The organism is Taklimakanibacter deserti, assembly GCA_003574785.1.
Window position 1 is genome coordinate 1 of sequence record QORU01000014.1, and the last position, 24,270, is coordinate 24,270.

The following is a 24,270-nucleotide window of genomic DNA, read 5'->3' on the forward strand; positions in this document are numbered from 1 at the left end:
CGCAACCCGCTACGAAAAGACCGATGCTTGCTTTGCCGGGTTCATCAGCCTCGTCGCCGCTTTCTTCGCTATCCGCTGATTGTAAACAGGCCCTAGTTGAGGGTCAACGCACCATGCATGGCCTTTCCCGTCAGCAGGCTCTGATGAACTTGCTGGCGTAGTTATGGTTCATCGTGATCATTGTACTGGACAGGCCGCCGCGCGAGGCGATCCAGGAGCGCACCCAGCCAGGATAATTGCGGTAGAGAAAGCGTTTTGCCTGACGTGTCGCGCCGACCGAGCCTGCCCGCGGCATGTGGAACTGGAAGGAGGCGCCGGGCGCGATACACATCTTATGGTGAGGCAGGCCCAGAAACATGGTGCAGGCCGAAGCGCAACGGCCGCTGAATCTTACTTTCGAACTGGATCTATTGATTGACGCCTTGCGCAACGCATACTCAACAATGTAGCCGCCGTTGTCGTTGGAAATCGATATCTGATTCTTTTGCCATTTCGTGAACAGGCGGCTGCCGGAAGATTCGCCGTCGCCGGCGAAGGAACTGTTCGCTGCAAACAGGCATAATAAAGAGAGAATCAGTGTCTTTTTCAGCCTGCCGACCCCGTTTAGTGGCGAGTTCGGCGGTTTCACGTGAACGTTCATGGGTGGTCTCCAGATTGATTCGGTGCGCAGGGTTTGTCCTGCCGTTGACGCGCAGCCGTTTCTCACCACGCCGTTTGAACAACAGTGGAAATCAGAGTTGAATCTGGACCGAGTTGTGAACTCACCCGCACTGGGGCACTCATTTTCCGGCGGGGCCCTGTGCGTCTCTTGGCGCCTTTTTCCATTGTGACGGAAGGAAAAGGCGGGCCAAATACTCTGGATGCGAAGAAGAAATGAGATTGAGGTGAAGACGCTGTTTCCGGGGCACAGCTTCTCGGTTTGCCCGATGAGGGATCGGAGTAATAATCCAAGTAATTCAATATGTTAGATGGATTCGTGTGCGCTGCGTGTGCAGTAAGAGACAGCGCTTTGCCTGAAGAGGAGTGAACGCCTTTTTGTCCGCGCAAGACCCCTGCTGTTCATCGAGCTATGATAAGTCGATGCGCGGCTGACATCTGCGCGGCGCTGGCGGCGTCCAAGAACCAGCACTGAAGCTCGGCCAGGCGCTCCTTATGCCTAGCAGATTCGATCTTGCATTCTGTGCACGACATGGATTCGACGGGCGACCTGAACGGCGAGTGGATGACAGGGCACCAAGCGAAGATTTGTAACAGGCATTGGCATTGCGGCATCGTCAAGTTTCCCGGCGGCCCACAGTCCCATTTTCTCGCCAAGGGAGATTGAAAGCGCAACGCCGCGCCCCGAATAGATGCCTCCGAACAGTATGCCGGGCGCGAGCCGCATCAGGCGCGGCTTGCGGTCGGGAACAACGGCGAGCACACCTTCCCAATATTCCTCGACCTGCGGATTCCGTCCGAGCTCAGGGAAGGCGTCGGCAAGGCGACGGCGCAAGCTCGCGAGCCCGCGCTCATGGGCATCAAGCCACACCATGTGCGTGCCGCCCGTCGCGATGCGAAAATTGCGGTCGTAGTGGAAGGCGCGAATGTCGCGGCGCGTGTCGGAGACGGCCGGATTGTTCCTCAGGATCTTGCTGCGCAGCTCCGGCGGGATGGGCGCAGTGGCGCCCTGGAAGACCTGGATCGGGACCATGGCCCGGTTGAGCTGCGGCCAGAACTTCCCGGTGAGCGCATTGGTGGCCACGACGACCTGATCGGCGGTCACGCTGCCTTGCGCGGTCGCAAGGCGCCAGCGCCCTCCGTCGCGCGTAATCGCTGTGACGCGAGATGTCTCACGGACATTTACGCCCAGTCTTGCCGCGGCCGATGCGAAGCCACAAACCGCGGCGTAAGGATTGACATGCCCGCTGTTATAGAGAATCCAGCCGCCCGGATAGCGGCTGCCGACCTGATCCAGGATGTCCGCCGCCTCGAGCCACGTCGCCTTCTGGCCGAAGGCCATCCATTCCTCATAGAACTTGCGCACCCGCAGAAGCGCCTGCTTGGAATGGGCGGGCTGGATCCAGCCATTCTGCACCTGGTCGCAATCGATGCCGTATTGGCGCATGCGTGCGAAAGCGGCCGGTGCGGCCTCGGCAACGAGAGAATTGAATCTCGAGCCATAAATCGGCCCGAAGGCGGCCTCGATTTCGGAAGGAGACGCCTTCGAATGATGCGAGATCACGAGACCGTTGTTGCGCCCGGAAGCAGCGCTTCCGATCTCGTTGCCTTCGAGCAGCATCACCTTGAGCCCGGTGCCCGCTGCGGCGATGGCGGCGGAAAGACCGGTGAAACCACCACCCACAACGACCACATCGACGCTCGCTTCGCCGGTCAATGCGGGATAGCGCGTCTCAGGCTGTCCGGCATTCTTGCGCCACAGATGCGGTGTCTTCCAGTCGATCTCAAACATGCAAATGGTCTTCTGTAGCCGATCCGAGATAGAGCTCGCCCATGGCGCTGTGGGAGGCGATCTCGCGCGCATCGCCATCGAGCTTGCAGCGGCCGGTCGAGAGCAGATAGGCATAGTCGCCGCATTCGAGCGCCAGTTGCACATTCTGCTCGACGAGAAGGATCGAGATGCCGGTCTGCGACAGATCAAGGATGATACGGAAGATCTGGTGCACGAGCTTGGGGGCGAGGCCAAGAGAGGGCTCATCGAGCATCAGGAGACTAGGCTCCGCCATCAAGGCGCGGGCGATCGCCAGCATCTGCTGCTGGCCACCCGACATGCGGCTCGCCATGCTGTTGCGGCGTTCCTTCAGGATCGGAAAGAGGGCGAAGACCTCTTCACGCAAGGCTTCGAAGCTCTTCGGCCCGCGCCCGATATGGGCGGCGATGAGGTTTTCTTCGACAGTGAGGCGCTGGAAGATCTGGCGCCCTTCCGGACAATGGGTCAGGCCCGAGCGCACCACGGTCTCGGGGCGGGCGCCGGTGATGTCTCGGCCGTCGAAGCTGATCCGGCCCTTGGTGATGTTGGCGACGCCCGAGATGGAATTGAGCAGAGTCGTCTTGCCGGCGCCATTGGGGCCCAGAATGACGACGATCTCTTGGCTGTGGACCGTGAGATCGATGTCAGCCAGAACGTTGGCGTGGCCGTAGCCCGAGCTTAGTCCTTCGATCCTGAGCAGCGGATTTGATCTCGTCGATGTCATTGGACGTACCCAGATAGGCTTGTTGTACCTCGGTGTTGCTTTGCACTTCGGCCGGCGTTCCCTGGAACAGGAGCTTGCCGTGATGCATGACTAGGATCCGGTCGCAGAGCGCCATGACCAGATCCATGTCATGCTCCACGATGACCATGATGCGGTCGGGCGCGCGCAGCGCCGAGAGTCTCGCGGTGAGCTCGGCGGTCTCGGCGTGGTTGAGGCCGGCAGCCGGCTCATCGAGCAGCAGGACTTTCGGATCGCGCACCAGAGCGCGCGCAATCTCCAGCATGCGCTGGCGGCCATAGGGAAGGCTGCCGGCATGCTCATCGGTCCAGGGCAGAAGGTCGAATTTCATCAGCGCTCTGCGGCAGTGCTCGCGGCGCTCGGCGCCGCGGGCTTGCGCATAAGGCGGCCACAGGACCTCCTTCCAGGCCAGCGCCGCGTCATCGGCGTAATAGCAGACTTCGAGATTTTCGAGCGCCGTCATCTGGTCGAAGAGCCGGATATTCTGATAGGTGCGGGCGATGCCGCTCTTGGCGATCTGGTATTTCTTGAGGCCGCTGATTTGCATGTCGCCTAACCGGATGCGCCCCGATGTCAGCGTATAGGAGCCGGCCGTCATGTTGATGAGCGTGGATTTGCCCGCGCCATTGGGGCCAATGATGCCGTGAATCAGCCCCGGCTCGAACACCGCCGACACGTCATCGATGGCGACGTTGTTGCCATATTGCTTGCGCAGATTCTCGAATACCAGGTTCATCGGCGAAACAGCGATCTGAACAGGACATCCGGTCCCAGGCTGCGCGGCACGATGCCACCCGGACGGATGATGATGAGGACGACCATCAGAAGGCCGAGAAACAGAATGCGCCATTCGGCGAATTCACGCAGGATCTCGGGCAGGAGAATGAGAATGGCGGCGCCGGCGATGATGCCGAGAATATTGCCGATGCCGCCAATGACGATGAGAAGCACGATCAGGATCGATTCCTGAAGGGTGAAGCTTTCCGGGCTCACGAAGCGCTGCGAGGCGGCGAAGATGACGCCGGCGATCGAGCCGATGGTGGCGCTGATGGCGAAGGCCGCGAGCTTGGCATTGGTGGTGTTGACGCCGACACCCGCCGCTGCATCCTGATCCTCGCGAATGGCCGCCCAGGCCTTGCCGAGGATCGATGTCTGAAGGCGCCAGGCGGCGAGGCCCGCAAGGATGCAGGTGACGACGAGGAGCCAGAAGATCCCGGCCGGCCGCGCCACGGATATGCCGAGCACATCGACGCGGTCGAGGGCCGGAATGCCCTTGGGGCCGTTGGTCAGCCGGTCCATGTTGTTGATGACGATGCGAATGATCTCGCCGAAGCCCAGCGTCACGATGGCGAGATAGTCGCCGCGCAACCGCAAGACCGGGAGCCCCAGCAATATGCCGGTCGTGGCGCCGATCAGAGCGGCGATGGGCAGGATGGCGAGGAGCGGCAGATGAACGCCGATCTGATTGCTGGCGAGCAGCGCATAAGTATAGGCGCCGACCGCATAGAAGGCGACGAAGCCCAGATCGAGGAGCCCGGCATAGCCGACGACGATATTGAGGCCGATGCCGAGCAGGATATAGATCAGAAGGCTGTTGACGACGCGGATATAGTAATTGGGCAGGAAAGGCGTCGCCACGATCAGCGCCACCGCAACCGCGATCAGGAGGAAGGCGAGCCAGCGCGGCGCGCGCGCGGTCGTCGCGGTTAAGGCGGTCGAGGTCATCAGAACTCCCTCTTATAGACCATGCTCTCTTCCGAGACGGCCTCGCCCAAAAGGCCGGCCGGGCGGAAGAGAAGGACGAGGATGAGGATGACGAAAGCGAAGACGTCGCGATATTCGGTGCCGAGCGCGCCGTGGCTCACGATCGGCAAGAGGGCGGTGCCGATGACTTCGACGAAAGCCAGGATGAAGGCGCCGAGCACGGCGCCGGGGATCGAGCCGATGCCGCCGAGGATGGCCGCGGTGAAGGCCTTCATCCCGACGACCGCACCCATGGTCGGCGTCATGATGCCATAATAGCTCGCATAGAGGATGCCGCCCGCGGCCCCGAGCAGGGGGCCTAAGAAGAAGATCAGGCTGATGGCGCCGTTCACGCTGATGCCGAGCAATTGCGCGGTGGGACGGCTTTCGGAAACGGCGCGCACAATGATGCCGAGACGGCTGCGGTTGACGAAGAAATGGAGGCCCAGCATCAAGATGACGGCCGCGACCAGGATGCCGATCTGCGTGCTGGTGATCGTTCCGCCGAAAATCTCATAGCGCTGGTGCGGGAAGATGCCGGGAAACATCCGCGGCTGCGGGCCTGCGGCGATCTGGACGCCGGTCACCAGGAAGAGCGAGACGCCAAGCGAGCTCAGCATCGGCGCAAGCCTGGTCGAATGACGCAAAGGCTTGTAGGCCAACCGCTCGATGCCGACGCCGATGAAGCCGACCGCGAGCACCGCACCGAAGAAGGCAGCCGTCAAAGCAAGTGCACCCGCCGCCCCGATGTCGGGTACCATGAGCGCCAGCAGGACGAAGGCGGCGTAGGCGCCGAGCATGAACATCTCGCCATGGGCGAAATTGATCATGCGCAGCACGCCATAGACCATCGTATAGCCGAGCGCGATCAGCGCGTAGATTGCCCCGATCGTCAGGGCATTGAAGGTTTGCTGTACGATCGTACCCCACATGACCTATGACCTGCGTGACTGAATGTTCCATTGCGGTCCCGCCAGTCCGGTACCTCGCCGGACTGGCGTACACGCTGGCCGGAACGCATGCAAATGCGGTCCGGGTTCCTCAATACGAGCCGATCAGCTTGAAGGTCTTGCCGTCGACCTCATAGAGATAGGACGGCGCTTTCTTGAGCTCGCCCGTCTCGTCGAATTCGAGATCGCCGACCGCAGTCGAGACCTTGACGCCATGCAGCGCGGTATTGAGGTCCTCGCGCGTCAGGCCCTTGGTCGTCTTCAGCACCTGTTCGAGGATCTGGCCCTGGACAAAGCCATAGATCGAGTAGGCGCCGGGCTCTTCGCCATATTTCTCCTTGTATTGCTTGGCGAAGTCCTCGATGGCGGGGCTTGCATCCATGGGTGGCACCTGGATCGCGACGACGACCTTCTGGGCATTCGCTTCGCCTGCCTGGCTGATGAGGTCGGGCGTGTAGCCGCCGTCCGGAACGAAAAGCCTGGCGCCGACACCTTGCTCCTTCATCTGGCGAGCGAACAGGGCGAGCTGCGGCATGACGGCGCCCAGATAGATGGCATCGGGATTCTGTGTCTTGACCTGGGCCAGAACCGCGGTGAAGTCGACATCGGTCGGCGTCACCGAAACGGTCGAGAGCACCTTGCCGCCGGCGGCTTCGAAATTCTTGGTAAAGATCTCGGAAATGCCCTGGCCGAAGACCTGCTTGTCATTGATGACCACGGCGGTCTTGAGGCCGAGTTTCTTCACGGCATATTCGGCCGGGAGCAGGGCGCCGGCCAGATCATTGGCAACCGGGCGCACCATGTATTTATAGCCCTGCTGGGTCAGCGAGGGGTTGGAGCCGAAGGTCATGTTGGGCAGCGTGCATTCGTCATAGATCGGCAAGGTCGACTGGGCGACGCCGCTGTTGAAGTTGACGAGCGCAATGACGACCGTGTCGTCGTCGCAGAATTTCTGCGCGACGAGCGTGCCTTCGCGGGGGTCCGCCTTGTCGTCCTGCTGGTTGTAGTTGACGGTCACGCCATTGACGCCGCCCGCCGCATTGAGCTTGTCGACATAGAGCTTGAAGCCGTTGTGCCAGGTCGAGCCGAAATAGGCTTGCGGTCCCGAGAGCGGACCGGACAGGCCGATAGTGATCTCCTCCGACCAGGCGGAGCCCGCCATGAAGACCGTGGCGAGAAGGGTTGCGGCGAATTTCCTCATCGTGTTCCTCCAGTTGTCCTTTGTTCCGGGCGCGCGGTTTCGCGATTTCCAAGGATTGCGAAAAAAACCTTGTCCGGCCGACGTCGGCTTGCCGTCTGCGAGCCTTGAATCCATCACAACAGACAACGGAGGAGACGTCAAGAAAAGTGTAGACAGCACTGAAGACAAAAATGTAGAAAGATGAGATCAGCGGGACCGGATAGCTCCCCGGCGGCGGGGGGAGGCGTCTGTCTTCTCCATATAGACGTTGAGCAGGGCGTCTTTCAGGGCCCGCTGAGCGGCCGAAACCGTCATCTCGAGATGGGCCCTGAGCACCGCGGTACCGGCGGCGGCGTCGCGGTTCATCGCGGCCGCGACGATCTGCGTATGGGCGTTCACCATGTCGAAATCATGCGAAACATGCTGGATCTGGATGCGCCTGATGAAACGGATGCGGGCATTGATGGCCTCGAGCTGGTTGACGATCTCCGGATTGCCGGAGAGCTCGGCGATCAGCAGGTGAAAGGCTTCATCGAGCACCAGGATGTCATCGGGATCGCGTTCCCGGTAACCCACCTTGGCGTCGTCCCAGAAGGACTGCAATCGGTCGCGCTCGGCGTCGGAGGCCCTCTCGCACATCAACGTGAAGGCGGCGCATTCGATGATGGCGCGCAGCTCATAGAGATCGAGCAGGGCGTCGATATCGAGGGCCTTGAAAAAGAAGCCGCGATTGGGGGTCAAAGCAATGAAGCCCTCGCTCGCCAGCCGGTTCAGCGCTTCGCGGATCGGTGTGCGCGAGACGCCGAGCGATTTGGCCAGCGCCATCTCGTTGATGCGCTGGTCGGGCTTCAGCTTGAACTCGACCAGCTGCTTGCGGATCGCCTTATAGGCGCGCTCGCCGCTATCGGCGGATCGGCGGGCCGTCGGCGTCCGTTTGGGCTTCTGCATCTCCTCGAACCTCTCAAATTCTGCTTGTCAACCGGGCGAGCGCAAGGACCCAGGCGATGACTGTCGGCATTCTCGGCGTAGGCCATCTGGCACGCTCCATCATTGTTCGTCTACTCGATAGTGGCATGAAGCCTACAGACCTCCTGCTTTCGCCCCGCGGGCAGGCACCGCAACTCGCTGCTCGGCATGGCATTCCGGTCGCGGCCGGCAATCGGGAGCTGGTGGAAGGCTGCCCGTTGGTGCTCCTGGCGGTCCGGCCCAAGGACGCAGTTTCAGCCCTGGCCGGCCTGCCCTGGACCCAGCGCCATACAATCGTCTCCGCCTGCGCCGGCGTCACGATCGGGAAATTGCGGGAGGCGGCGCCACCAGCGCGGATCGTGCGGGCCATGCCCATCACGGCTTGCGAATTGGGGGCGAGTCCGACGACGATCTTCCCGGACATCGCCGCGGCACGGCCGCTGATCGATCCATTGGGTCCCGTCATCGTGTTGCGCAGCGAGGAAGAATTCGAGACGGCGACGGTGAGTGCGGCAATATATGGCTGGGTGCAGGATCTGATCCGGCAAAGTGCGGCATGGATCGAGTGCCATGGCGTGGAGGCCGAAACCGCGCGGCAGTTGATGGCGCGGACCTTCGTGGCCGCAGGACGCATGGCCGATGAGGCGGAAGGCGACATGGAGACGATCCTCCGCCAGCTCGCCACGCCGGGCGGCATCACCGAGCTCGGCCTCAAGACACTGGAGCGCCGCAATGTGTCGGCGGCATGGTCGGAAGCCTCGGACGCCGTGCTGGCGCGCTTGCGCCAAAGCTGAGACCTGAATCCGCGGTCACTCGGGATGGAAAGTGCCATAGATGTGTCCGCCGGTCGCCTGGTCGGTGGGCTCGACACTGATGCGCGCGAGGTCGGCATGTTGGGGCATGGCGAGTGCCGCAGCGATAACGGCTGCGACGTCATCGGGCGTCAGGGCGCGCTGCTCGGTGTACATCTTCTGCTTCAGGCCCTGCCGGTCGCCGCCAAAGGCCTGCAAATAGAATTCGGTCTCGACCCGGCCAGGGCTTACCTCGGTGATCCGCACATTCGAGCCGGCGAGATCGTAGCGCAGAATGCTGCCGGCGTGGGCAAGGCCCGCTTTGGCGGCGCCATAGGTGACGGTGCCCGGAAAGACGGCATGGCCCGCCGTGCTGGTGATATTGAAGACATGCCCGCGCTTGCGCCCGATCATGCCGGGCAGCAGCGCCTGGACGAGCTGCAAGGGCGCGGTGAGGTTGAGATCGATCGTGTCGCGGATCTCAGCCGCCGTCTGCAGATGCAATGGGCGCACGGTGGCGAGACCACCGGCATTGTTGACCAGTATGTCGATCTCGGCGCCCTTGAGACTCGCAACGAGGGCAGCCGTGTCGCGCACATCGGCGACGACAGGGATGATGCCGATCGAGCGCGCGAGATCTTGGAGCGCTTCGCGATTGCGGGCTACGGCATAGACCGTCAGATCGCGCTCTCTTAGCTTGCGGCAGATGGCTGCGCCAATGCCTTTCGATCCACCCGTGACCAATGCCGAACGATAGGGTTGCAATGCCATGGGGCCAACTCCGTTCTCTTAAAGAGCACCGTGACGGTTCAGTGCTTTGAGGATGTCGATGAGGCCCTCGTCACGCTCGGCGCGCAATTGCGCATGGCTGCGCCCCTTGACGGCGCTCTGCATCGATGCCGCGACAGCCGCAGCGGTCTCATCGTTCAAGTTCGCGACGCCAAGGTCGTCCCAGATGTCCTGATAGGTCCCGCCATACTTCCGGAAGAACGCTTCGATGCCTTCGGCATTGAGATGATTGGAAATGAAGGAGCCCTGCAAGGTCCATTTCGGTCCCGGCCCATACATGAAGGCGCGGTCGATATCGGCGATGCTGGCGACGCCGTCACGGGCGAGGGCAATAGCCTCGCGCCACATCGCTCCCATCAGCCGCAAAGCCAGGTGTCCCGTGATCTCGCGATTGAGGACGACCGGCTTCTTGCCTATGGAGTCATAGAAAGCGCGCGCAACCGCAACGGTTTGGGCCTGTGTTTTCGCGCCTCCGACGATCTCGACCAGTGGCATCAGATGCGCGGGGTTGAAGGGATGGCCGAGAACGACGCGCTCGGGCCTGACGCAACGGCTCTGCATCTCCGAGACCGAGAGCGCCGAAGACGACGAGGCAATGATACAATCATCCGCGACATGGCGCTCGATCTCGCGCAGCAGCTCCTGCTTGAGCTCGAGCCGTTCGGGGCCGTTCTCTTGAATGAAACCCGTTCCGGCCAGGGCTTCGGCCATATTGGTCGAGAAGATCATGGTGCCGTTGCGCGAAGCGGGGCCGTGCAGAGCGTCGAGATCGGCAAGAAGGGCCGGCTGCACCTCCGCGAAGCGCTGCCACTGTCCCTCATCCGGATCATAGGCCCTGACGGTGAGCCCGGCATGGATGAAAGCCGCCGCCCAACGCTGGCCGATGATGCCGAAGCCCACGACGCCGACCGGGCGGCGGGTGATATCAGTTGCGGCCGTCATGTTGCCACAGCCGCCATGGCGGGTGCTGGATGTGCTGCCAGGACCGCGCGGAACTTCTCATTGATTGCGTTCCACGGAATCTGCAGGTCGATCCAGGCGGCAAGACGTCCGCTGCACAGAATGGCTTCGTCGAGCAGAGGCTCGAACAGAGCGGGATCAGAGTCGATCGCCGTCTCCAGATCGAACAGGATTTTCGACGATGAGGTCAGATGGCAGAAATCGCGCAAGCGGGTCGCCGCGCGGTTCAAGGCGAGAGCCGCCGCATAGCGAAGTGCTATGACTTCGCCACCGGCGCGGCGTTCGCGGATCCACCACAGATTCTCATGCAGGATGCGGGCTTCCGATTCGGCCATCAGCACCGGCCCCGCCGGATGCATGATCCCGCGCGACTGGGTCAGCTTCTTCACATCCTCCGGACAGGCCGCCCAAAGCTTGAGCCGCGCCGCGTGAAGGTCGTTGGGAATGAGCAAGGTCTTCGGCGATGGAGCGGGCGAAGAAGCAGCGCCGGCGAACGAGAGCTTACCCGTAAAGATTTGCCGTCCCTGATCCTCGCGCAATCTGGCCGCCAGCCGGGCGATGCCGTCGACGGGTCCGTCGAGCTGGCCCAGCACCGTCACGGTCGCGGTCTCGGCCTGCAGCGGGGCGAAGGTGATTTCGAGAAACTGGCGGACCGGCCAATAGATGAAGGCGCCCGGCGGGGTACGCACGACATCCATGCCGCTCTCCACTTCGGTGACGAAGGGTGCATGCCAGTAGATGTGATTGCCGGCGATCTTCGGCGTGTGGAGCTGCAGCGGTAAGGGCAGACAAGAGGCGAGACAGGCCAGCGTCCGCGGCGCTTTCGCCTCCTCGCAGCTGATGCTCCAGCGCTCGCCGCCCGATTCGAAGTCGAGTTTCATGCCGCCTGCTTCACTTGTTCGGATTGAAGAAAGTGACGGGCTTCAGGATCTGGTTGCGCATGTCGAGGAGATGATCCGTCTCGATGACCTTGCGCCTGTAAGCCTGCCATTCGGGATCGGCCTCCATCGTGTCGCGGCGCGCCTCGCGGTCGGCGAGGCTGTCATATTTCCACAGATGCACGATACGCGACTGCTCGCCAATGTGGGTCTGAAAGAAGCCGAAGGGCTCGCCCAGATAGTGGCGCTGCATGGGCAAGCCCATTTCCTCATAGAGCTTGAGGAAATGCCCCATACGATTGGGGCGGGCGGTGTAGATGCGGTGATCGAAGATCATTTCGTGCTCCTGAATTTGTGGCTATCGGCCGGTGGCGAGAATGAGCTCGTCGATGAGACGCGCGACGATGTCGGGACATTCGAGATGGGGCACGTGGCCCGTCTCGTCGAGAAGATGAAGGGCAGTCGTACCCGGCGCCTTGAACGCATGCGCCATGGGGATGATCCGGTCCTTCTTGCCCCAGATGATCTTGGCGGGGATGCGTAGAGCCTTCAGATTGGCGGCGAGGTCCTGCTGCTGCGTGCCATTCGGAAAAATATCGGCGGAAAGCCGCAACTGCGCTTCAGCCGAATTATCCTGGCGCCTCTGCCGGAGAACGGCTTGCGCGAAATTGGCAGGCAGGACCTTGGGATCGCCAACCATCGCCTCGAGCCAGGGGGCGAGGCTCTCCGGCGTTTGCGCCCCGGCAATGCCGCCGAGGAATCCACCATTGATCTCGGGGCCAAGGCCCGCTGGCGCGAGCAGACATAAAGAGTGGATCCGCAAGGCGCCAAAGCCCGTCAGAGCGAGTGCCGCCGCACCGCCCAGCGAATGGCCGACGACATGTGCATCGCTGATCCCCTGGCCTTCGAGGGAAGTGGCGACGGCGGCGGCGAGATCGCTGATGCTTCTCGCCGGAGTCTCGAGCGCGCCGCCATGGCGCGGCAGATCCGGCGTGATCACGCGGTTGCGCAGGCGCAAAAGCGGTATCACCCAGCGCCAGATATTGCGGTCGGCGGCGAAGCCATGCAGGAAGACGATGGGAAGCGCACTATCGCTGGCCGGCAAGATGGCGGGTCTCGCAAGCTTCTCGATATCGCGCTTCTTGATTCGGCCATTCGGGCCGCTGCCTTTCAGTTGCGACAGATCGAGGCCGGCTTCGGCCGCGAGGCGGCGGGCGAGCGGGCTGACGATCGGTCGCGCGGCCCGCGGTGAAGAAGCAACGACATGCTCGATGGGAGCAGGGGCCGGCTCGTCCGCTGTGGCTCTCGACGGTGCGGCTGCCTCGGGCCGGTCGCTCACATAGCCCAGCACCGATCCGACCGGCACTTCGCTTCCGGCGGCATGGAGGATCTCGGCCAGGAAGCCATCCTGCGTGGCGGCGATCTCGGTCGCGGCCTTGGCGGTTTCGACGGTAACGATGGTCTGGCCGGTCTTGACCGGGTCGCCGGGCTCTATCGCCCAGTCCACCACTACGACGGATTCCATATATTCGCCGCCGGCGCTGCCGATGACGATCGGATGGCGTAGCGCTTGCGTCATCACTTCACCGTCCGCAGCACGGCTTCGCGGATTTTGCCGGCATCGGGCAGCACCGCCATTTCCAGAGGCTCGCTATAGGGAACCGGCATGTCGGGCAAGGTCACGCGCGCCACCGGGGCATCGAGATCATCGAAGCAACGGTCCATGATGGTAGCCGACAGTTCCGCCGCATAGCCGCAGAAGTTCCAGCCCTCATTGACGACCACGGCATGGTTGGTTTTGGCGATCGATGAAGCGATGGCATCGACATCGAGCGGGCGGAGGGAGCGCAGATCGATGACCTCGGCCGAGATGCCGTCCTTCTCCAAGGCTTCCGCCGCCTTCAGGCTTTCGAGCACCATGCGCGACGTGGCGAAGATCGAGACATCGCGGCCCTGGCGGCGGGTCACCGCCTTGCCGAGCGGCACGGTGACATCAGGATCATCCGGCACATCGCCACGCGTGTTGTAGAGGAGTTTGTGCTCAAGGAAGACCACCGGCTGGCTGTCGCGGATGGCGGATTTGAGCATGCCCTTCGCATCGGCCGGCGTCACTGGCGCCACCACCTTGATGCCCGGCACATGGGCCAGCATGGAATCGAGCGATTTCGAATGCTGCGCGCCGGCGCCGGCGCCGCCGCCGCCCTGGGTGCGCAGCACGAAGGGCATGCGCACCTGGCCGTTCCAGATATATTCATAGATCGAGGCCTGGTTGATCAGCGCGTCAAGCGACAGGGGCACGAAATCGGCATACATGATCTCGAGCACCGGCCGCGTGCCGGTCATCGCCGCCGTCACCGCCATCGCCGTCATCGCCTGCTCGGAAATCGGTGTGTCGCGCACGCGCGTTTCGCCGAACTCCTCCATCAGGCCCTTCGTCACCTTGAACACGCCGCCATAGCGGCCGATATCCTCGCCGAAGAGAAAGACGCTCGGATCCGCCTGCATCTCCTCGCGCAAGGCGGCATTCAGGGCTTCGGCATAACGCATCATCGCCATGTCACTGCGCTCCCGCATAGGCGGCATAGGGGGCAGGCACGGTGAAGGCCGGGAAGGGATCCGCCAGCGCCCTGGTGAAGGCTTCCTCCACTTCCGAGGTGGCGCGGCGCTCGATCTCATCGAGAGCGGCCGCGCCTACTTCATTCTTCAATGCTTCATAGGCGATACGAATGGGATCGCGCGCTTTCCAGGCGGCGATTTCTTCGGGCGTCTGGTAACCACCCATGTCGGAAGTCGAGAAGCCTTCCCAGCGATAGGTCTTGGCCTCGATCAGGCCCGGGCCCCGACCTTGCCGCGCCCGATCCACCATGGAAGCGACAGCGCGATAGACGGCAACGGCATCATTCCCGTCCACGATCTCGGCCGGCATGTCGTAGCCCTGAGCGCGCAGCGAGAGATCGGCGACCGAAGACTGGACGGATGAGGGCACCGTCAGGCCGAACTGATTGTGCTCGAGCACGAAGACGACGGGGAGCTTCCAGAGGGCGGCCATGTTCATCGCCTCATGGCAGATGCCGGTCTGGGCGGCGCCATCGCCGAAGATGCACATGGCGACATCCTTCTTGCCCAGAACCTGCATCGAGAGCGCCATGCCGGTGGCCGCCGGGATGCCGGCGCCGACAATGGCATTGCCGCCGATGAGGCCTTTCGCGGCATCGGCGATCAGCATGTGGCCGGCACGGCCGCCGCAGGAACCCGTGGCGCGGCCGAAGATCTCGGCGATCACCGGATAGACGTCGAGGCCCTTGCCGATGTAGTGCGCGTGGCCGCGATGGGTGCTGGTGAGCTTGTCGCCCTCGCGCAGCACCGCGGCGGCCGCCACCCCGACCGCCTCCTGGCCGTCGCAGCGGTGAATGGGGCCGCGCGTCTTGCCTTCCTTGTGCAGGCGGCCAAGACCTTCTTCGAGCCGGCGCACGACGATCATCTTGCGGTACATCTCGACATGCTCTTCGATCGAGGGGGCATTCTTCATTCGGGCAAGTCCTTCGTCAGCCGGCATTCTGCTTCATGATTGTCTCGGCGCAGATGAAGCCCCAGGTGAGATTGGGACCGAGTGTCGTCCCGGCGCCGAGAGCGCGGGTGCCGATCGGATTGGCCATGGCGAGGCCCGCCGCATAAAGCCCGCCAATGATGCTGCCGTCTTCCCTGAGCACCTGGCCCTTGGCATTGGTGCGCGCACCACCCTTGGTGCCGAGGATCGAGCGGTTGAGCGACATGGCGATGAAAGGGCCGGTGTCGATGCGGCCCAGCCGATTGGCCGGGCCATGAGTCTTGTAGTCTTCCCAGCCCGACTCGCCGCGATGGAAATCCGTGTCGCGGCCCTTGTCGCAGTGGTCGTTGTAGCGCGCGACCGTGTCGGCGATGGCCTCTGCCGGAAGGCCGATCTTTGCGGCGAGGTCTGCCAGTGTGTCGGCCTTCACGATCCAGGACTTGTCGTAAGCGGCATACCAGCGGAAAGGCAGAGAACGCGACAGGAAGCGCTTGTCGGCGACGATCCAGGCCGGAAGATGGATGGGCTCGCCGGTCGTGGGATCACGACGGTCGAGCGCTTCGCCTATATTGAAATCGCTCTCGCTGACGAAGCGCCGGCCATGGCGGTTGACCACGATGGAATGCGGCTCTGCCTGGAAGGTCATCGGCAGGCCATATGGCTTGCCTTCATACCTGGTCGGCAGGCTGGGATAGACATTGGCCTGATCCATGCGATCGAGCTTCGCGCCAATGGCGGCCGCCATGCGCTGGCCATCGCCGGTATTGGTGGAAGGGCTGCCCAACCGGTCGAGCGGACCCGGAAAGTGTTTCTGGCGCAGTTCGGGATCCCATTCGAAGCCGCCCGTCGCCAGCACCACGCCGCGGTGCGCCGTGACCCGAAGCTCTTCTCCGTTGCGGGCGAAGACCGCACCACTGACATTGCCGATCTCATTCGTCGTCAGGTGCAGCGCGCGGCACTCGAGCAGGAAGCGGCAACCAGCATCCATGCAGCCGCGGATGAGGCCCGTCATCAGCGCGGTTCCCTGGCCGCCGCTATTTGTGAGCCAGCGCCAGGCAAGCTTATGAAGGACACGAAGGCCGGCTCTGATCGGATGATGATAGGGATCGAGATCGACCATCTCTTGATAGGTGAAGATATGTACCAGAGTCGAAGACCGGATCTTGCGCGTGAAGGAGCCAAGGATGCGGCGGCTCATGGGCTTCGGCGAAACCATACGGCCCCTTATCTTGCCGCCCGGCTTCTCGGCGATCGGATCAGGCTCATTGACCAGCGCGAAGGAGAGGGGGCTTTCGCGCTCGATGAATTCAAGCATGCGCGGCGCCGCCTCGACGAAAGCCTGCCACAGCGGGTCTTCGTCCTGCGCCCAGCCTTCAGGAGAGGCGGCGCGCAAATAGGTGAGCGCGTCCTCGCGGCTGTCGGCGATGCCGGCAGCCTTGGCGACATGATTGGCCGGTATCCAGACGCCCGCGCCCGACATGGCGCTGGTGCCGCCAAGCAGTCCGGTCTTTTCGGCAATGAGGACATCGAGCCCGGATCTGGCGGCCCGCAGCGCAGCCGAGAGTGCGGCAGATCCGGAGCCGATGATCAGGACATCGCAGGCCTGTTGTGAGATGTTCATTGGCCTCAACCGATCCTCACAGGCCTTTGCCTGTACGATAGCGAGTATGAAGCAAGTCGCCACAAGTGTCTACTATTGTGTATGCACTTATGAGCGTGCTAACCTGTGAGATGAAATTGACCGCAGGTCGCTGATAACAGGAGGAAATCATGTCTGTCGCGAGCAAGCCTGTCGCCAAGGGAGCGGTGCTGGTGAACGGACCGGAAAAGACGCAAAGCTACTGGCAGCCGGTTCCCGCCAATGGCCATATCGATGTGCAATTGGCGCCGCATCTGGTCAACATGGAGCATCCTTTCGCCATGGGAACCCAGACGGTGGCGCCCGGCGGCTATGTGCGCGAGCACAGCCATGACCGCAATGAAGAGGCCATCTTCGTCCTCGAGGGCAAGGGGCGGGCGGTGGTCGAGGGCGAGGAATTCCCGATGCTGCCCGGCACCGCGCTGTTCCTCGGCAAGAACAACCGGCATATGTTCATCAATGAAGGCGAGGGCAATCTCAAATGGGTGTGGCTTATCATTCCCAATGGACTTGAAGATTTCTTCCGCGAGATCGGGCGCCCGCGCCAGGCCGGCGACAAGGTGCCGGTGAATTTCCCGCGCCCCGCCGATGTGCTGGAGATCGAGCGGCGCACCGTCTTCGCCGCACAGCCGCAAGACCAGCGCCAGCCCTGATCCAGCATGCATGTCGGACTGATCGGAGCGGGCGCCATCGGCAAGCAGGTGCTGGCCCACCTCGGCCATCGGCCTGAGGATTCCGTGACATTGCTGATGCGCCGGGGCAAGCGTCTTCCGGACGGCATCAAGATTTCAGCCGTGGACGGTCTCGCAGCACTTCTGGCGCATCGGCCCGATATCGTCGTGGAGGCGGCGGGTCAGCAAGCCGTCGTGGAGTTGATGGAGCCGATCCTCAACAACGGCATTCCGGTCATCATCTGCTCGACGGGCGCCTTGGCCGATGGCGCGTTGTTTTCGAGACTCATCCACTGCGCCAAGAATGCAAGAGTGGCGCTCACAATTGCAGGCGGTGCGGTTGCCGGGCTCGATTATGTGCGCATCGCGGCGCTCATGCCCGATGCTCGAATCCGCTACTCTTCGCGCAAGCCCGTTGCCGCCTGGCGCGCCGAGCTCGCGGCGTGCGGGCACGACCCTGACAGCCTGTCGCAACCGGTGGCGTTGTTCGAGGGATCGCCGTCCGAGGGGGCGAAGCTCTATCCGCGCAATCTCAATGCCGCGCTCACCGTGGCGCTCGCGGCATCGCCTGCGCCCGTGCAAGTGCGCGTGATCGCCGACCCGGCAGTTTCCGGCAATTGCCATGAGATCGATGTCGAGAGTCGTCTCGGCAGCGCGCATATGGAATTCGACAATGCGCCCGATCCCGAAAATCCCAAGACCTCGCTGATCACGGCCTTCAGCGTCATCCGCCTGCTCGAGGATCATCGCCAGGTCATGGCGAGGGCGGCATGAGCATCCACGTGGCTAAGGACGGATGCCGCATCCATTATGAAGCCGAAGGTTCCGGGCCGCCTGTCATGCTGATGCCGGGGCTGGGTGGCGATGGACGCTTTTGGAACGGTGTCGTGGCGCTTCTGACAGACCGCTACCGCGTGATCACGCTCGATCACCGTGGCGCCGGCCGCAGCGACCGGCCGGAAGGAGAATATCGGATCAGCGTCATCTCCGAGGACATCGTCGGCATTCTCGACCAGGAAAAGATCGAGCGAGCGCATCTCGTGGGACATTCGACGGGCGGCGCCATCGTGCAGAGCCTTGCCCTCGATGCGCCGGATAGAAGCCTCTCCTGCACCATCAGTGGAAGCTGGGCCAGGCCCGATGCCCGCATGCGCATGTTGTTTGGCGTGCGCTCGAGCCTGTTGCGTGAGGGTATGGTTGCTGAATACCAGACGCTCACTCATGTGCTGGGCTATACGCCGGAATGGATCGCGGCTCACGGAGAAAGCCTCGAGGCTGCGGTGGCCTCAGCGGCCGAAAGGCTGACGCCCTTGCCGGTGATGGAAGCGCGCATCCGCATGCTGCTCGATTTCGACAGATTTGCCGAGCTTGGCAAGATCAAGGTGCCTGTACTGGTGATCGCTGCCGAAGACGATCTGATGATTCCAATGCAGCACAGTGTCGAGATTGCCGAGGCCATAGAAGGAGCACGGCTCGTGCGCGTGCAGGGTGGACATTTCTATCCTGCTACGAAGCCGGACATCTTCGCTCGCCTTCTCGACGAATTTCTGAAGAGATGACTGAAATGACGCGGATAAACCTCATCGCCCCATCGTTGCCGTCCGGCCGGGAGCTTCTCGCGGCGGGCCGCGATCTGGCCCAAAGCTGCCGTCTCGGCGCCAGCCGTTACATGCGCGAGACCGGCTATCCATCCGAAGCAGCCGGCAAGCGCGCCGCGGCCATGGAGCGGCGTGTCACCCAGCATGCACATATCGGCTTCCGCAATGTCGAGCGTACCCTCGGCGCCATTGCCGAGGTGCATGAGAAATGCGCCGCTGCCGGGGTCACCGTCGACCGCTTCGGCATCACGCTTGACTGGTCGATGGGCTATCCTGAGGCTATGCGCAAATCGGCGCCGCGTGGCACGGGCATCGTGCTCACCGGCCCTGAAGACTTCGTGCGCATCACCGAAGCGTCGCCGGCGGCGGCGCATTTCGGCGACTTCATGATCGGGCTGCCGGGCGCGCTCGAGAACACGCAAGCCGCCTTGCGCGCAGGCGCAACCTCGATCGGCAATCTCGGCCAGTATTTCACCTTCCGCCTGCCGCATTGGGACGATGAGGTGGCGACGACGGTCGCGACGGTGAAGGCGCTGGGCCTCATCGCGGCGCAGGATGCCGAAATCCTCGTCCATTCCAATCTCGATGACGGCTTTGCCGGGCTTTTCCTCGACATGTGCTGCAGCCTCGGCATGGTGATCGTCGAAAAGTACATCATCGAGGAACTGGCGGGCGCCAGGCTCGGCCATTGCTATGGCCATCATTTCTCCGATCCGCTGTCGCGCATGGCTTTTCATTCGGCCCTCCATCAGGTTACCGACACGCCAGGCACGATGATCTTCGGCAATACGGTGAGCTATCAGTCCTCGCCTGCCGGCAATTATGCCAGCCTCGCCAACTACCTCCTTGCCGACATCATGGCGCTGCGGCGCTGGCCGACGGGGCATGCCGTCAATCCGGTGCCAGTGACCGAGAACAGCCGCATTCCCGATATCGACGAGATCATCGACGCCCAGACTTTCGCGTCAAGGCTCAGGGAACATGCGCCTTTCCATGAGACGCTGGTCGAGTGGCCGAAAGTCGAGGCTATGGCGGATGAACTGGTGCGGAACGGGCGCCGTTTCGCCGGGAATGTCCTTAAAGGACTCGGCGATCTCGGCGTCGATACGACCGATGCGGCCCAGCTACTGCTGGCGATCCGCCGCATGGGACCGAAGCGGCTCGAGGACCTATTCGGTCCCGGTGGCGTGGCGCGCGATGGCGGCCAGAGGAAGCCCCTGGTCCTCGCCGAATGGGCGCGCGAGCTTGACGAAACAGCGAAACGATGGATCGTCGCGACCAAGCCCGGCCTGGCACCGGTACTGCCCAAGGGGCTCAAAGCCTGTGTCGCCACCAGTGACGTGCATGAGCATGGCAAATATCTGGTCGAGAAGGCGCTTTCCGGTCTCGATATCGCGCTGGTGGATGGCGGCGTCTCGGTCGATGCCGATAGGTTGGTCGCCAAGGCCGTCGAGAGTGGCGCCGATTTCATCGCCATCAGCACCTATAATGGAGTGGCGCTGCGCTTCTGCCGCGAAGTGATGGACCAGCTCGCGTCGCGCAATCTCAAAATTCCGATTGTCGTCGGCGGCCGCCTCAACCAGGTTCCGGATGATTCGAATTCAGGTCTTCCGGTCGATGTCACGGCGGATCTTCAGAAGCTCGGATGCCATCCTTGCACTACGCTCGATGACATTGTCCCCGTGCTGTCCGCGCTTGGAAGTAAAGTAGCAACAGCAGCTACAGAGTCCGGCAGCAATCGCCGGGGCACACATCACCCGATCTGATATTCCCAAATCTCATGTTTTGGCTTGCGATTTGGGCGCAAGCCTGCGCGTGTGCTCCATTTGTGTCTCGGCGACCGACCTGATCCAGGATATCATCTCCCTATCGGCGCCAAGCGCCTCTGCCTCATCACACCAGTCGGTATCCAACACGCAGTCTCCCTTGCGCGGCGCTTCGGTAGAGTCGACGAGGGCATCCAACGCCTCGTTCACCTTGTCGACTGAACCTGTTTTAACAGACAATCGAACCAGATTTCCCGCCGCATAATTCACCAAGGCTTGCCTCTGGATTGCCAATTCAAGGGCCTCCTGGGCCCGCATAAGGGTTTCGCTCACAGGGGGCTGAGTTGCCACCGCAACTCAATTCTGGAGCTTCCCAAGTTCCTGGTGGCCATCACGGTGCTCGACGAACTCCCGTAAGGTCTCAATCAGGAGTTTTGAATTGTCAACGTGGGCTTCGCGTTTGCCGCTCTCAATTTCAAGGGCGAGTTCCACGACGCGCTCGTTGATGGGCGCGGACCGGCCGTGACTGCGAAGCATGTCGACGACCCAGCCATTGACTTCCTGGACTTCCGCACGCCGTCCCTTGCGCCAATCCTGGAGTGACGTGGTGAGCGTGTCTGGCCTCGAAAAGGTCTTGAGCACCTCCTCGAAGATCTGATCGACATAGCGATCTGGGTGATTGGTGGTCACTGGCGGCAGCCCGATGATCGGAATAATCTTTGCCCCGTCATCGAGCGCTGCTTGCATGGCTTCGTAACCCGCTGCCCGCATGACCCCCAGCATTTCGGGGAGGCGGGCGGCGTCACCGAGCGGCAGGTTGACGATCGCGGATGGAATGAGTTCCGCAGCATTGACGACGAGTTTCATCCACTTCGCAGAGCGGATGTCCTCCATAACTTCCACGCGCCCCGCGTTCCGAAGCAGGGTGGCAACGGATTCCACGCGGCCTTGCATCTTGGGATCAAGCGCACCGAGGGCAAACCATGACTCATCATGGTCATTCTGACGGTTTGTCACGCCGGGAACCCACATGTTGGACGCGATTTCGATGACGGCGGCAATCGTGCGTTCACGGCCCACAATTTCCGCAATGTCTTCATGCGTCATGCCGTTTTGAAGGCCAACGATCAAACCGTCCGCAGCAAGAACCGGCTTGATCAGCTCGCACGCCCAGCGCGTGTCGTATGCTTTCACGACAAGAAAGACGACATCGAATGGTTCTTTAATTTCAGCTACCTGGCAGAGATGGAAGGCAGGAACGGCAACGTTGATCGTTCGGGCGGGCAAATTGACGGTAATGCCCTTCTGGCGAATGGCTTCGATGTGGTCGGGCCATTGATCGATAAAGGTGACGTTCAGGCCTGCCAACGCAAAGTCGGCCGCAATGGAAGCGCCCTGGGCTCCGGTTCCTAGAAATGCAATCCGGGGACTGCGGCCTTTATCCCAGCTCATTGATGAGGTCCGTATTTCGTGTTCACCCACAGGCTGAGATCAATCGAGGACGTTGCACACAGCCATTCGAAAGGATGAATTTCTTTCCAAAATATGATGATGTCAATTAAATTATCGAAACTTCTTCTTCGCAAATTAAAATCTCGGATGTAGATTCTTGTGAATGAGGGGTTTTAAGCATGCATTTCATCATACACTGCATCGACAAGCCCGGGGCTGCCGCCACACGGCGCGATCACCTCGAAGCCCACAAGACCTATATCGCAGCATCGCCGGTCAAGGTCGTGATTTCAGGTCCGCTGCTGGCGGAAGACAATGAAACACCGGTCGGCAGCTGCTTTCTTGTGGAGGCCGCAAGTGTGACAGAGGTCGAAACGCTCAACCGTAATGATCCGTTTTTCAAGGCCGGCTTGTGGAGTCGCATTTCAATCCACCCTTTTCTCAAGCGTGTCGACAACCGCTGATCTCAAGAAAACCCACCTTTAGTTGGCATCGCCCCGGCGCTCTCGTCGGCGCATCGGACTACTTGAAAACCGCTTTGTTTTTCGGACCTCGGTGGCGCTTCAGCCTGATCTGAGCCTTTTCGCTTACACAATTCAGGCCAGTCGACGTGATGGAATCCTAGTCGCAGTTATATTCTCAAAACGAAAATAATAAGATTTATGGATTAATATCGAAAATATCTTGACAGAGCGAATAATTTGGAACCAAGCTCAAGCTCCGACTTGGGACAGTGCCCTCGTTGGGCTGTGCAGGAGAGTGAGCGTCCGCCAGTTTTTTGCTGGCCACGCGGCAACGCCGTTGAGGAGGCAAAGGGAATTGCGGCCGAAGCGCACTGAACCGAGTTGAGACGCTTGTTCAGCCGTCTCCACACAAGCCTGATGCGCCTCTTCAACTCATCTCTCGCCGCGATGCTCCGGTCATCGCGCCATTTTGAAAGTTACATAGGGAGGAACAACGGAATGCTCAGACGCTCTCTTTTGTCAGCAACGCTGGCGGTGGCCGGGATGTTCGCGATCTCGACGGCGGAAGCCCAGGAACAGAGAAACGGATACACGGGCGCCCCCCGCACGGAACTGTGGTCGCCTGTCCAGCTGCAGTATAGCGACACGTCTAAATACCAGAAGGAAGGGCCGTACGTCATCGGCTTTTCAAACGCATCCGTGGACAACACGTGGCGGCTTGCGCAGCTGCACGCCATTCAGGCAGCGGCGGCCAAGCATAAAGACAAGATCAAGCAGCTGATCATCACGGACGCCAACAACAATCCTTCGAAACAGGTTTCGGACGTTGAAGACTTATTGCAACGTGGTGTTGACATCTTGTTGATCAGCGCCTCCAAGGCCGATGCGCTTGACCCCATCGTGACCCAGGCCATGAATGACGGCGTTCCCGTCATCATGGTCGATCGCCGCGTGACGTCAGAAAACTTCGTAAGCTTCGTCACGGCATCGGATGAAGTGACCGGCCGTCTCTTTGCGCAATGGCTGGTCGAAAAGCTGAATGGAAAAGGCAATGTCATCATGCTGCCAGGCCAAGCGGGCGCTAGTCCGGCGGAACTTCGCATCGCGGCGGCAAAGTCGATCTTCGCCCAGTACCCCGGCATCAAGATACTGGACCTGCAATATACGGATTGGAGTCCGGCAAAAGCGAAGTCGATCGTATCGGCGATGATCCAGAAGTTTGGAAAGGACATCAACGGAATCTGGAACGACTCGGGTGTCCAGGGCGGCGGCTCGCTGGAGGCATTTGTGGCGGCCGGATACAAGCCCGGCGAAATCCCGCCCGTGACTTGCGCCGATCTCAATGGTTGCCTGAAGATCGCGCTCGAAAACAAGGTGCCCGTGCTGAATTTCGACTATCCCCCAGCAATGGGCGGCGCTGCCGTCGAGCTGGCATTGCAGGTGCTGTCGGGAGCGGCCGTTCCGAAACTCTACTTCGTGAACTCTGATGTCGTCGTATCGAAGGGTGACGAGACGGCTTCGATCAAGGCCGATCGCTGGGCCGAGGATTATGTCCGAATGGACAAGCCGAACGACTTGATCCTGTCGTCGGGTTTGGGGCCGGACTACGATCCTCAGACATTCTCGGCCGACTACCCGAAGTAAGCCGCAACTGACCGTCGGGGACA

The 24,270-nt window shown here is 61.6% G+C and carries 25 protein-coding genes; 7 read left to right on the forward strand and 18 right to left on the reverse strand.

Annotated features, from left to right (window positions below):
• Positions 1-130 precede the first annotated feature (130 nt).
• From DS839_RS26365 to DS839_RS26400, 8 genes are all read right to left on the reverse strand, one after another.
• Positions 131-640: a hypothetical protein gene (locus DS839_RS26365; protein WP_119273490.1), complete on the reverse strand. Its 510-nt coding sequence runs from the start codon at positions 638-640 to the stop codon at positions 131-133.
• Positions 641-1,156: 516 nt separating this feature from the next.
• On the reverse strand, positions 1,157-2,449 hold the full coding sequence (locus DS839_RS26370; RefSeq protein ID WP_162918813.1) for an NAD(P)/FAD-dependent oxidoreductase: 1,293 nt from the start codon (positions 2,447-2,449) through the stop codon (positions 1,157-1,159).
• A complete protein-coding gene (locus tag DS839_RS26375; protein WP_119273492.1) occupies positions 2,442-3,191 on the reverse strand; it encodes an ABC transporter ATP-binding protein in 750 nt (249 codons plus the stop codon). Before DS839_RS26375 ends, DS839_RS26370 begins: the two co-directional genes overlap by 8 nt.
• A complete protein-coding gene (locus tag DS839_RS26380; protein ID WP_162918814.1) occupies positions 3,112-3,945 on the reverse strand; it encodes an ABC transporter ATP-binding protein in 834 nt (277 codons plus the stop codon). Before DS839_RS26380 ends, DS839_RS26375 begins: the two co-directional genes overlap by 80 nt.
• The gene (locus DS839_RS26385) at positions 3,942-4,934 is read right to left on the reverse strand and encodes an ABC transporter permease subunit (RefSeq protein ID WP_119273494.1); all 993 of its coding nucleotides are present in this window, start codon (positions 4,932-4,934) and stop codon (positions 3,942-3,944) included. The genes DS839_RS26380 and DS839_RS26385 overlap by 4 nt, the downstream gene beginning before the upstream one ends.
• A complete protein-coding gene (locus tag DS839_RS26390) occupies positions 4,934-5,884 on the reverse strand; it encodes a branched-chain amino acid ABC transporter permease (RefSeq protein ID WP_119273495.1) in 951 nt (316 codons plus the stop codon). The genes DS839_RS26385 and DS839_RS26390 overlap by 1 nt, the downstream gene beginning before the upstream one ends.
• A gap of 109 nt (positions 5,885-5,993) precedes the next feature.
• Positions 5,994-7,103 carry a branched-chain amino acid ABC transporter substrate-binding protein gene (locus tag DS839_RS26395; RefSeq protein ID WP_162918815.1) on the reverse strand — a complete coding sequence of 370 codons (1,110 nt, stop codon included), beginning with the start codon at positions 7,101-7,103 and terminating at the stop codon, positions 5,994-5,996.
• A gap of 186 nt (positions 7,104-7,289) precedes the next feature.
• Positions 7,290-8,030: a GntR family transcriptional regulator gene (locus DS839_RS26400; RefSeq protein WP_119273497.1), complete on the reverse strand. Its 741-nt coding sequence runs from the start codon at positions 8,028-8,030 to the stop codon at positions 7,290-7,292.
• Positions 8,031-8,086: 56 nt separating this feature from the next.
• Here DS839_RS26400 and DS839_RS26405 point away from each other — a divergent pair, with 56 nt between their 5' ends.
• Positions 8,087-8,842, forward strand: coding sequence for a pyrroline-5-carboxylate reductase family protein (locus tag DS839_RS26405; RefSeq protein ID WP_119273498.1), 756 nt, complete (start codon positions 8,087-8,089; stop codon positions 8,840-8,842).
• A gap of 15 nt (positions 8,843-8,857) precedes the next feature.
• Here DS839_RS26405 and DS839_RS26410 read toward each other — a convergent pair whose 3' ends face one another.
• Genes DS839_RS26410 through DS839_RS26445 form a run of 8 tightly spaced genes read right to left on the reverse strand, consistent with a single transcriptional unit; the run spans position 8,858 to position 16,634 of the window.
• Positions 8,858-9,610 carry an SDR family oxidoreductase gene (locus DS839_RS26410; RefSeq protein ID WP_119273499.1) on the reverse strand — a complete coding sequence of 251 codons (753 nt, stop codon included), beginning with the start codon at positions 9,608-9,610 and terminating at the stop codon, positions 8,858-8,860.
• Between the two features lie 18 nt (positions 9,611-9,628).
• Entirely contained in the window at positions 9,629-10,570 is a 942-nt protein-coding gene (locus DS839_RS26415; protein WP_119273500.1) for a 3-hydroxyacyl-CoA dehydrogenase NAD-binding domain-containing protein, read from the reverse strand.
• Positions 10,567-11,469, reverse strand: coding sequence for a hypothetical protein (locus DS839_RS26420; RefSeq protein WP_119273501.1), 903 nt, complete (start codon positions 11,467-11,469; stop codon positions 10,567-10,569). Before DS839_RS26420 ends, DS839_RS26415 begins: the two co-directional genes overlap by 4 nt.
• Before the next feature lie 10 nt (positions 11,470-11,479).
• Positions 11,480-11,803: an NIPSNAP family protein gene (locus tag DS839_RS26425; RefSeq protein ID WP_119273502.1), complete on the reverse strand. Its 324-nt coding sequence runs from the start codon at positions 11,801-11,803 to the stop codon at positions 11,480-11,482.
• Positions 11,804-11,824: 21 nt separating this feature from the next.
• Positions 11,825-13,045, reverse strand: coding sequence for an acetoin dehydrogenase dihydrolipoyllysine-residue acetyltransferase subunit (locus DS839_RS26430; protein WP_119273503.1), 1,221 nt, complete (start codon positions 13,043-13,045; stop codon positions 11,825-11,827).
• Positions 13,045-14,022, reverse strand: coding sequence for an alpha-ketoacid dehydrogenase subunit beta (locus tag DS839_RS26435; RefSeq protein WP_119273504.1), 978 nt, complete (start codon positions 14,020-14,022; stop codon positions 13,045-13,047). Before DS839_RS26435 ends, DS839_RS26430 begins: the two co-directional genes overlap by 1 nt.
• Position 14,023: 1 nt before the next feature.
• The gene (locus DS839_RS26440; protein WP_162918816.1) at positions 14,024-14,995 is read right to left on the reverse strand and encodes a thiamine pyrophosphate-dependent dehydrogenase E1 component subunit alpha; all 972 of its coding nucleotides are present in this window, start codon (positions 14,993-14,995) and stop codon (positions 14,024-14,026) included.
• Positions 14,996-15,011: 16 nt separating this feature from the next.
• Positions 15,012-16,634: an FAD-dependent oxidoreductase gene (locus DS839_RS26445; protein WP_162918817.1), complete on the reverse strand. Its 1,623-nt coding sequence runs from the start codon at positions 16,632-16,634 to the stop codon at positions 15,012-15,014.
• Between the two features lie 149 nt (positions 16,635-16,783).
• On the opposite strand from DS839_RS26445, the gene DS839_RS26450 reads away from it, so the two are divergent.
• From DS839_RS26450 to DS839_RS26465, 4 genes are read left to right on the forward strand one after another with little or no spacing between them, the layout of a single operon-like run.
• On the forward strand, positions 16,784-17,305 hold the full coding sequence (locus tag DS839_RS26450; RefSeq protein WP_119273506.1) for a cupin domain-containing protein: 522 nt from the start codon (positions 16,784-16,786) through the stop codon (positions 17,303-17,305).
• Positions 17,306-17,311: 6 nt separating this feature from the next.
• Positions 17,312-18,097, forward strand: a complete 786-nt coding sequence (locus tag DS839_RS26455; RefSeq protein WP_119273507.1) for an aspartate dehydrogenase — start codon at positions 17,312-17,314, stop codon at positions 18,095-18,097.
• On the forward strand, positions 18,094-18,882 hold the full coding sequence (locus DS839_RS26460; RefSeq protein WP_119273508.1) for an alpha/beta fold hydrolase: 789 nt from the start codon (positions 18,094-18,096) through the stop codon (positions 18,880-18,882). Before DS839_RS26455 ends, DS839_RS26460 begins: the two co-directional genes overlap by 4 nt.
• 5 nt (positions 18,883-18,887) lie before the next feature.
• Entirely contained in the window at positions 18,888-20,687 is a 1,800-nt protein-coding gene (locus DS839_RS26465) for a cobalamin-dependent protein (RefSeq protein WP_368911938.1), read from the forward strand.
• Between the two features lie 12 nt (positions 20,688-20,699).
• Here the strand turns inward: DS839_RS26465 and DS839_RS26470 are convergent, their stop codons facing one another.
• Both DS839_RS26470 and DS839_RS26475 read right to left on the reverse strand, forming a co-directional pair.
• Complete coding sequence (locus tag DS839_RS26470) at positions 20,700-20,981, reverse strand: hypothetical protein (protein WP_162918818.1); 282 nt, start codon at positions 20,979-20,981, stop codon at positions 20,700-20,702.
• 63 nt (positions 20,982-21,044) lie between these two features.
• Entirely contained in the window at positions 21,045-22,139 is a 1,095-nt protein-coding gene (locus DS839_RS26475) for a ketopantoate reductase family protein (protein WP_119273511.1), read from the reverse strand.
• 179 nt (positions 22,140-22,318) lie between these two features.
• On the opposite strand from DS839_RS26475, the gene DS839_RS26480 reads away from it, so the two are divergent.
• Together DS839_RS26480 and DS839_RS26485 are read left to right on the forward strand one after the other, a co-directional pair.
• Complete coding sequence (locus tag DS839_RS26480; protein WP_119273512.1) at positions 22,319-22,603, forward strand: YciI family protein; 285 nt, start codon at positions 22,319-22,321, stop codon at positions 22,601-22,603.
• 498 nt (positions 22,604-23,101) lie between these two features.
• Positions 23,102-24,247 carry a substrate-binding domain-containing protein gene (locus DS839_RS26485; RefSeq protein WP_162918819.1) on the forward strand — a complete coding sequence of 382 codons (1,146 nt, stop codon included), beginning with the start codon at positions 23,102-23,104 and terminating at the stop codon, positions 24,245-24,247.
• The last annotated feature ends 23 nt before the right edge of the window (positions 24,248-24,270 follow it).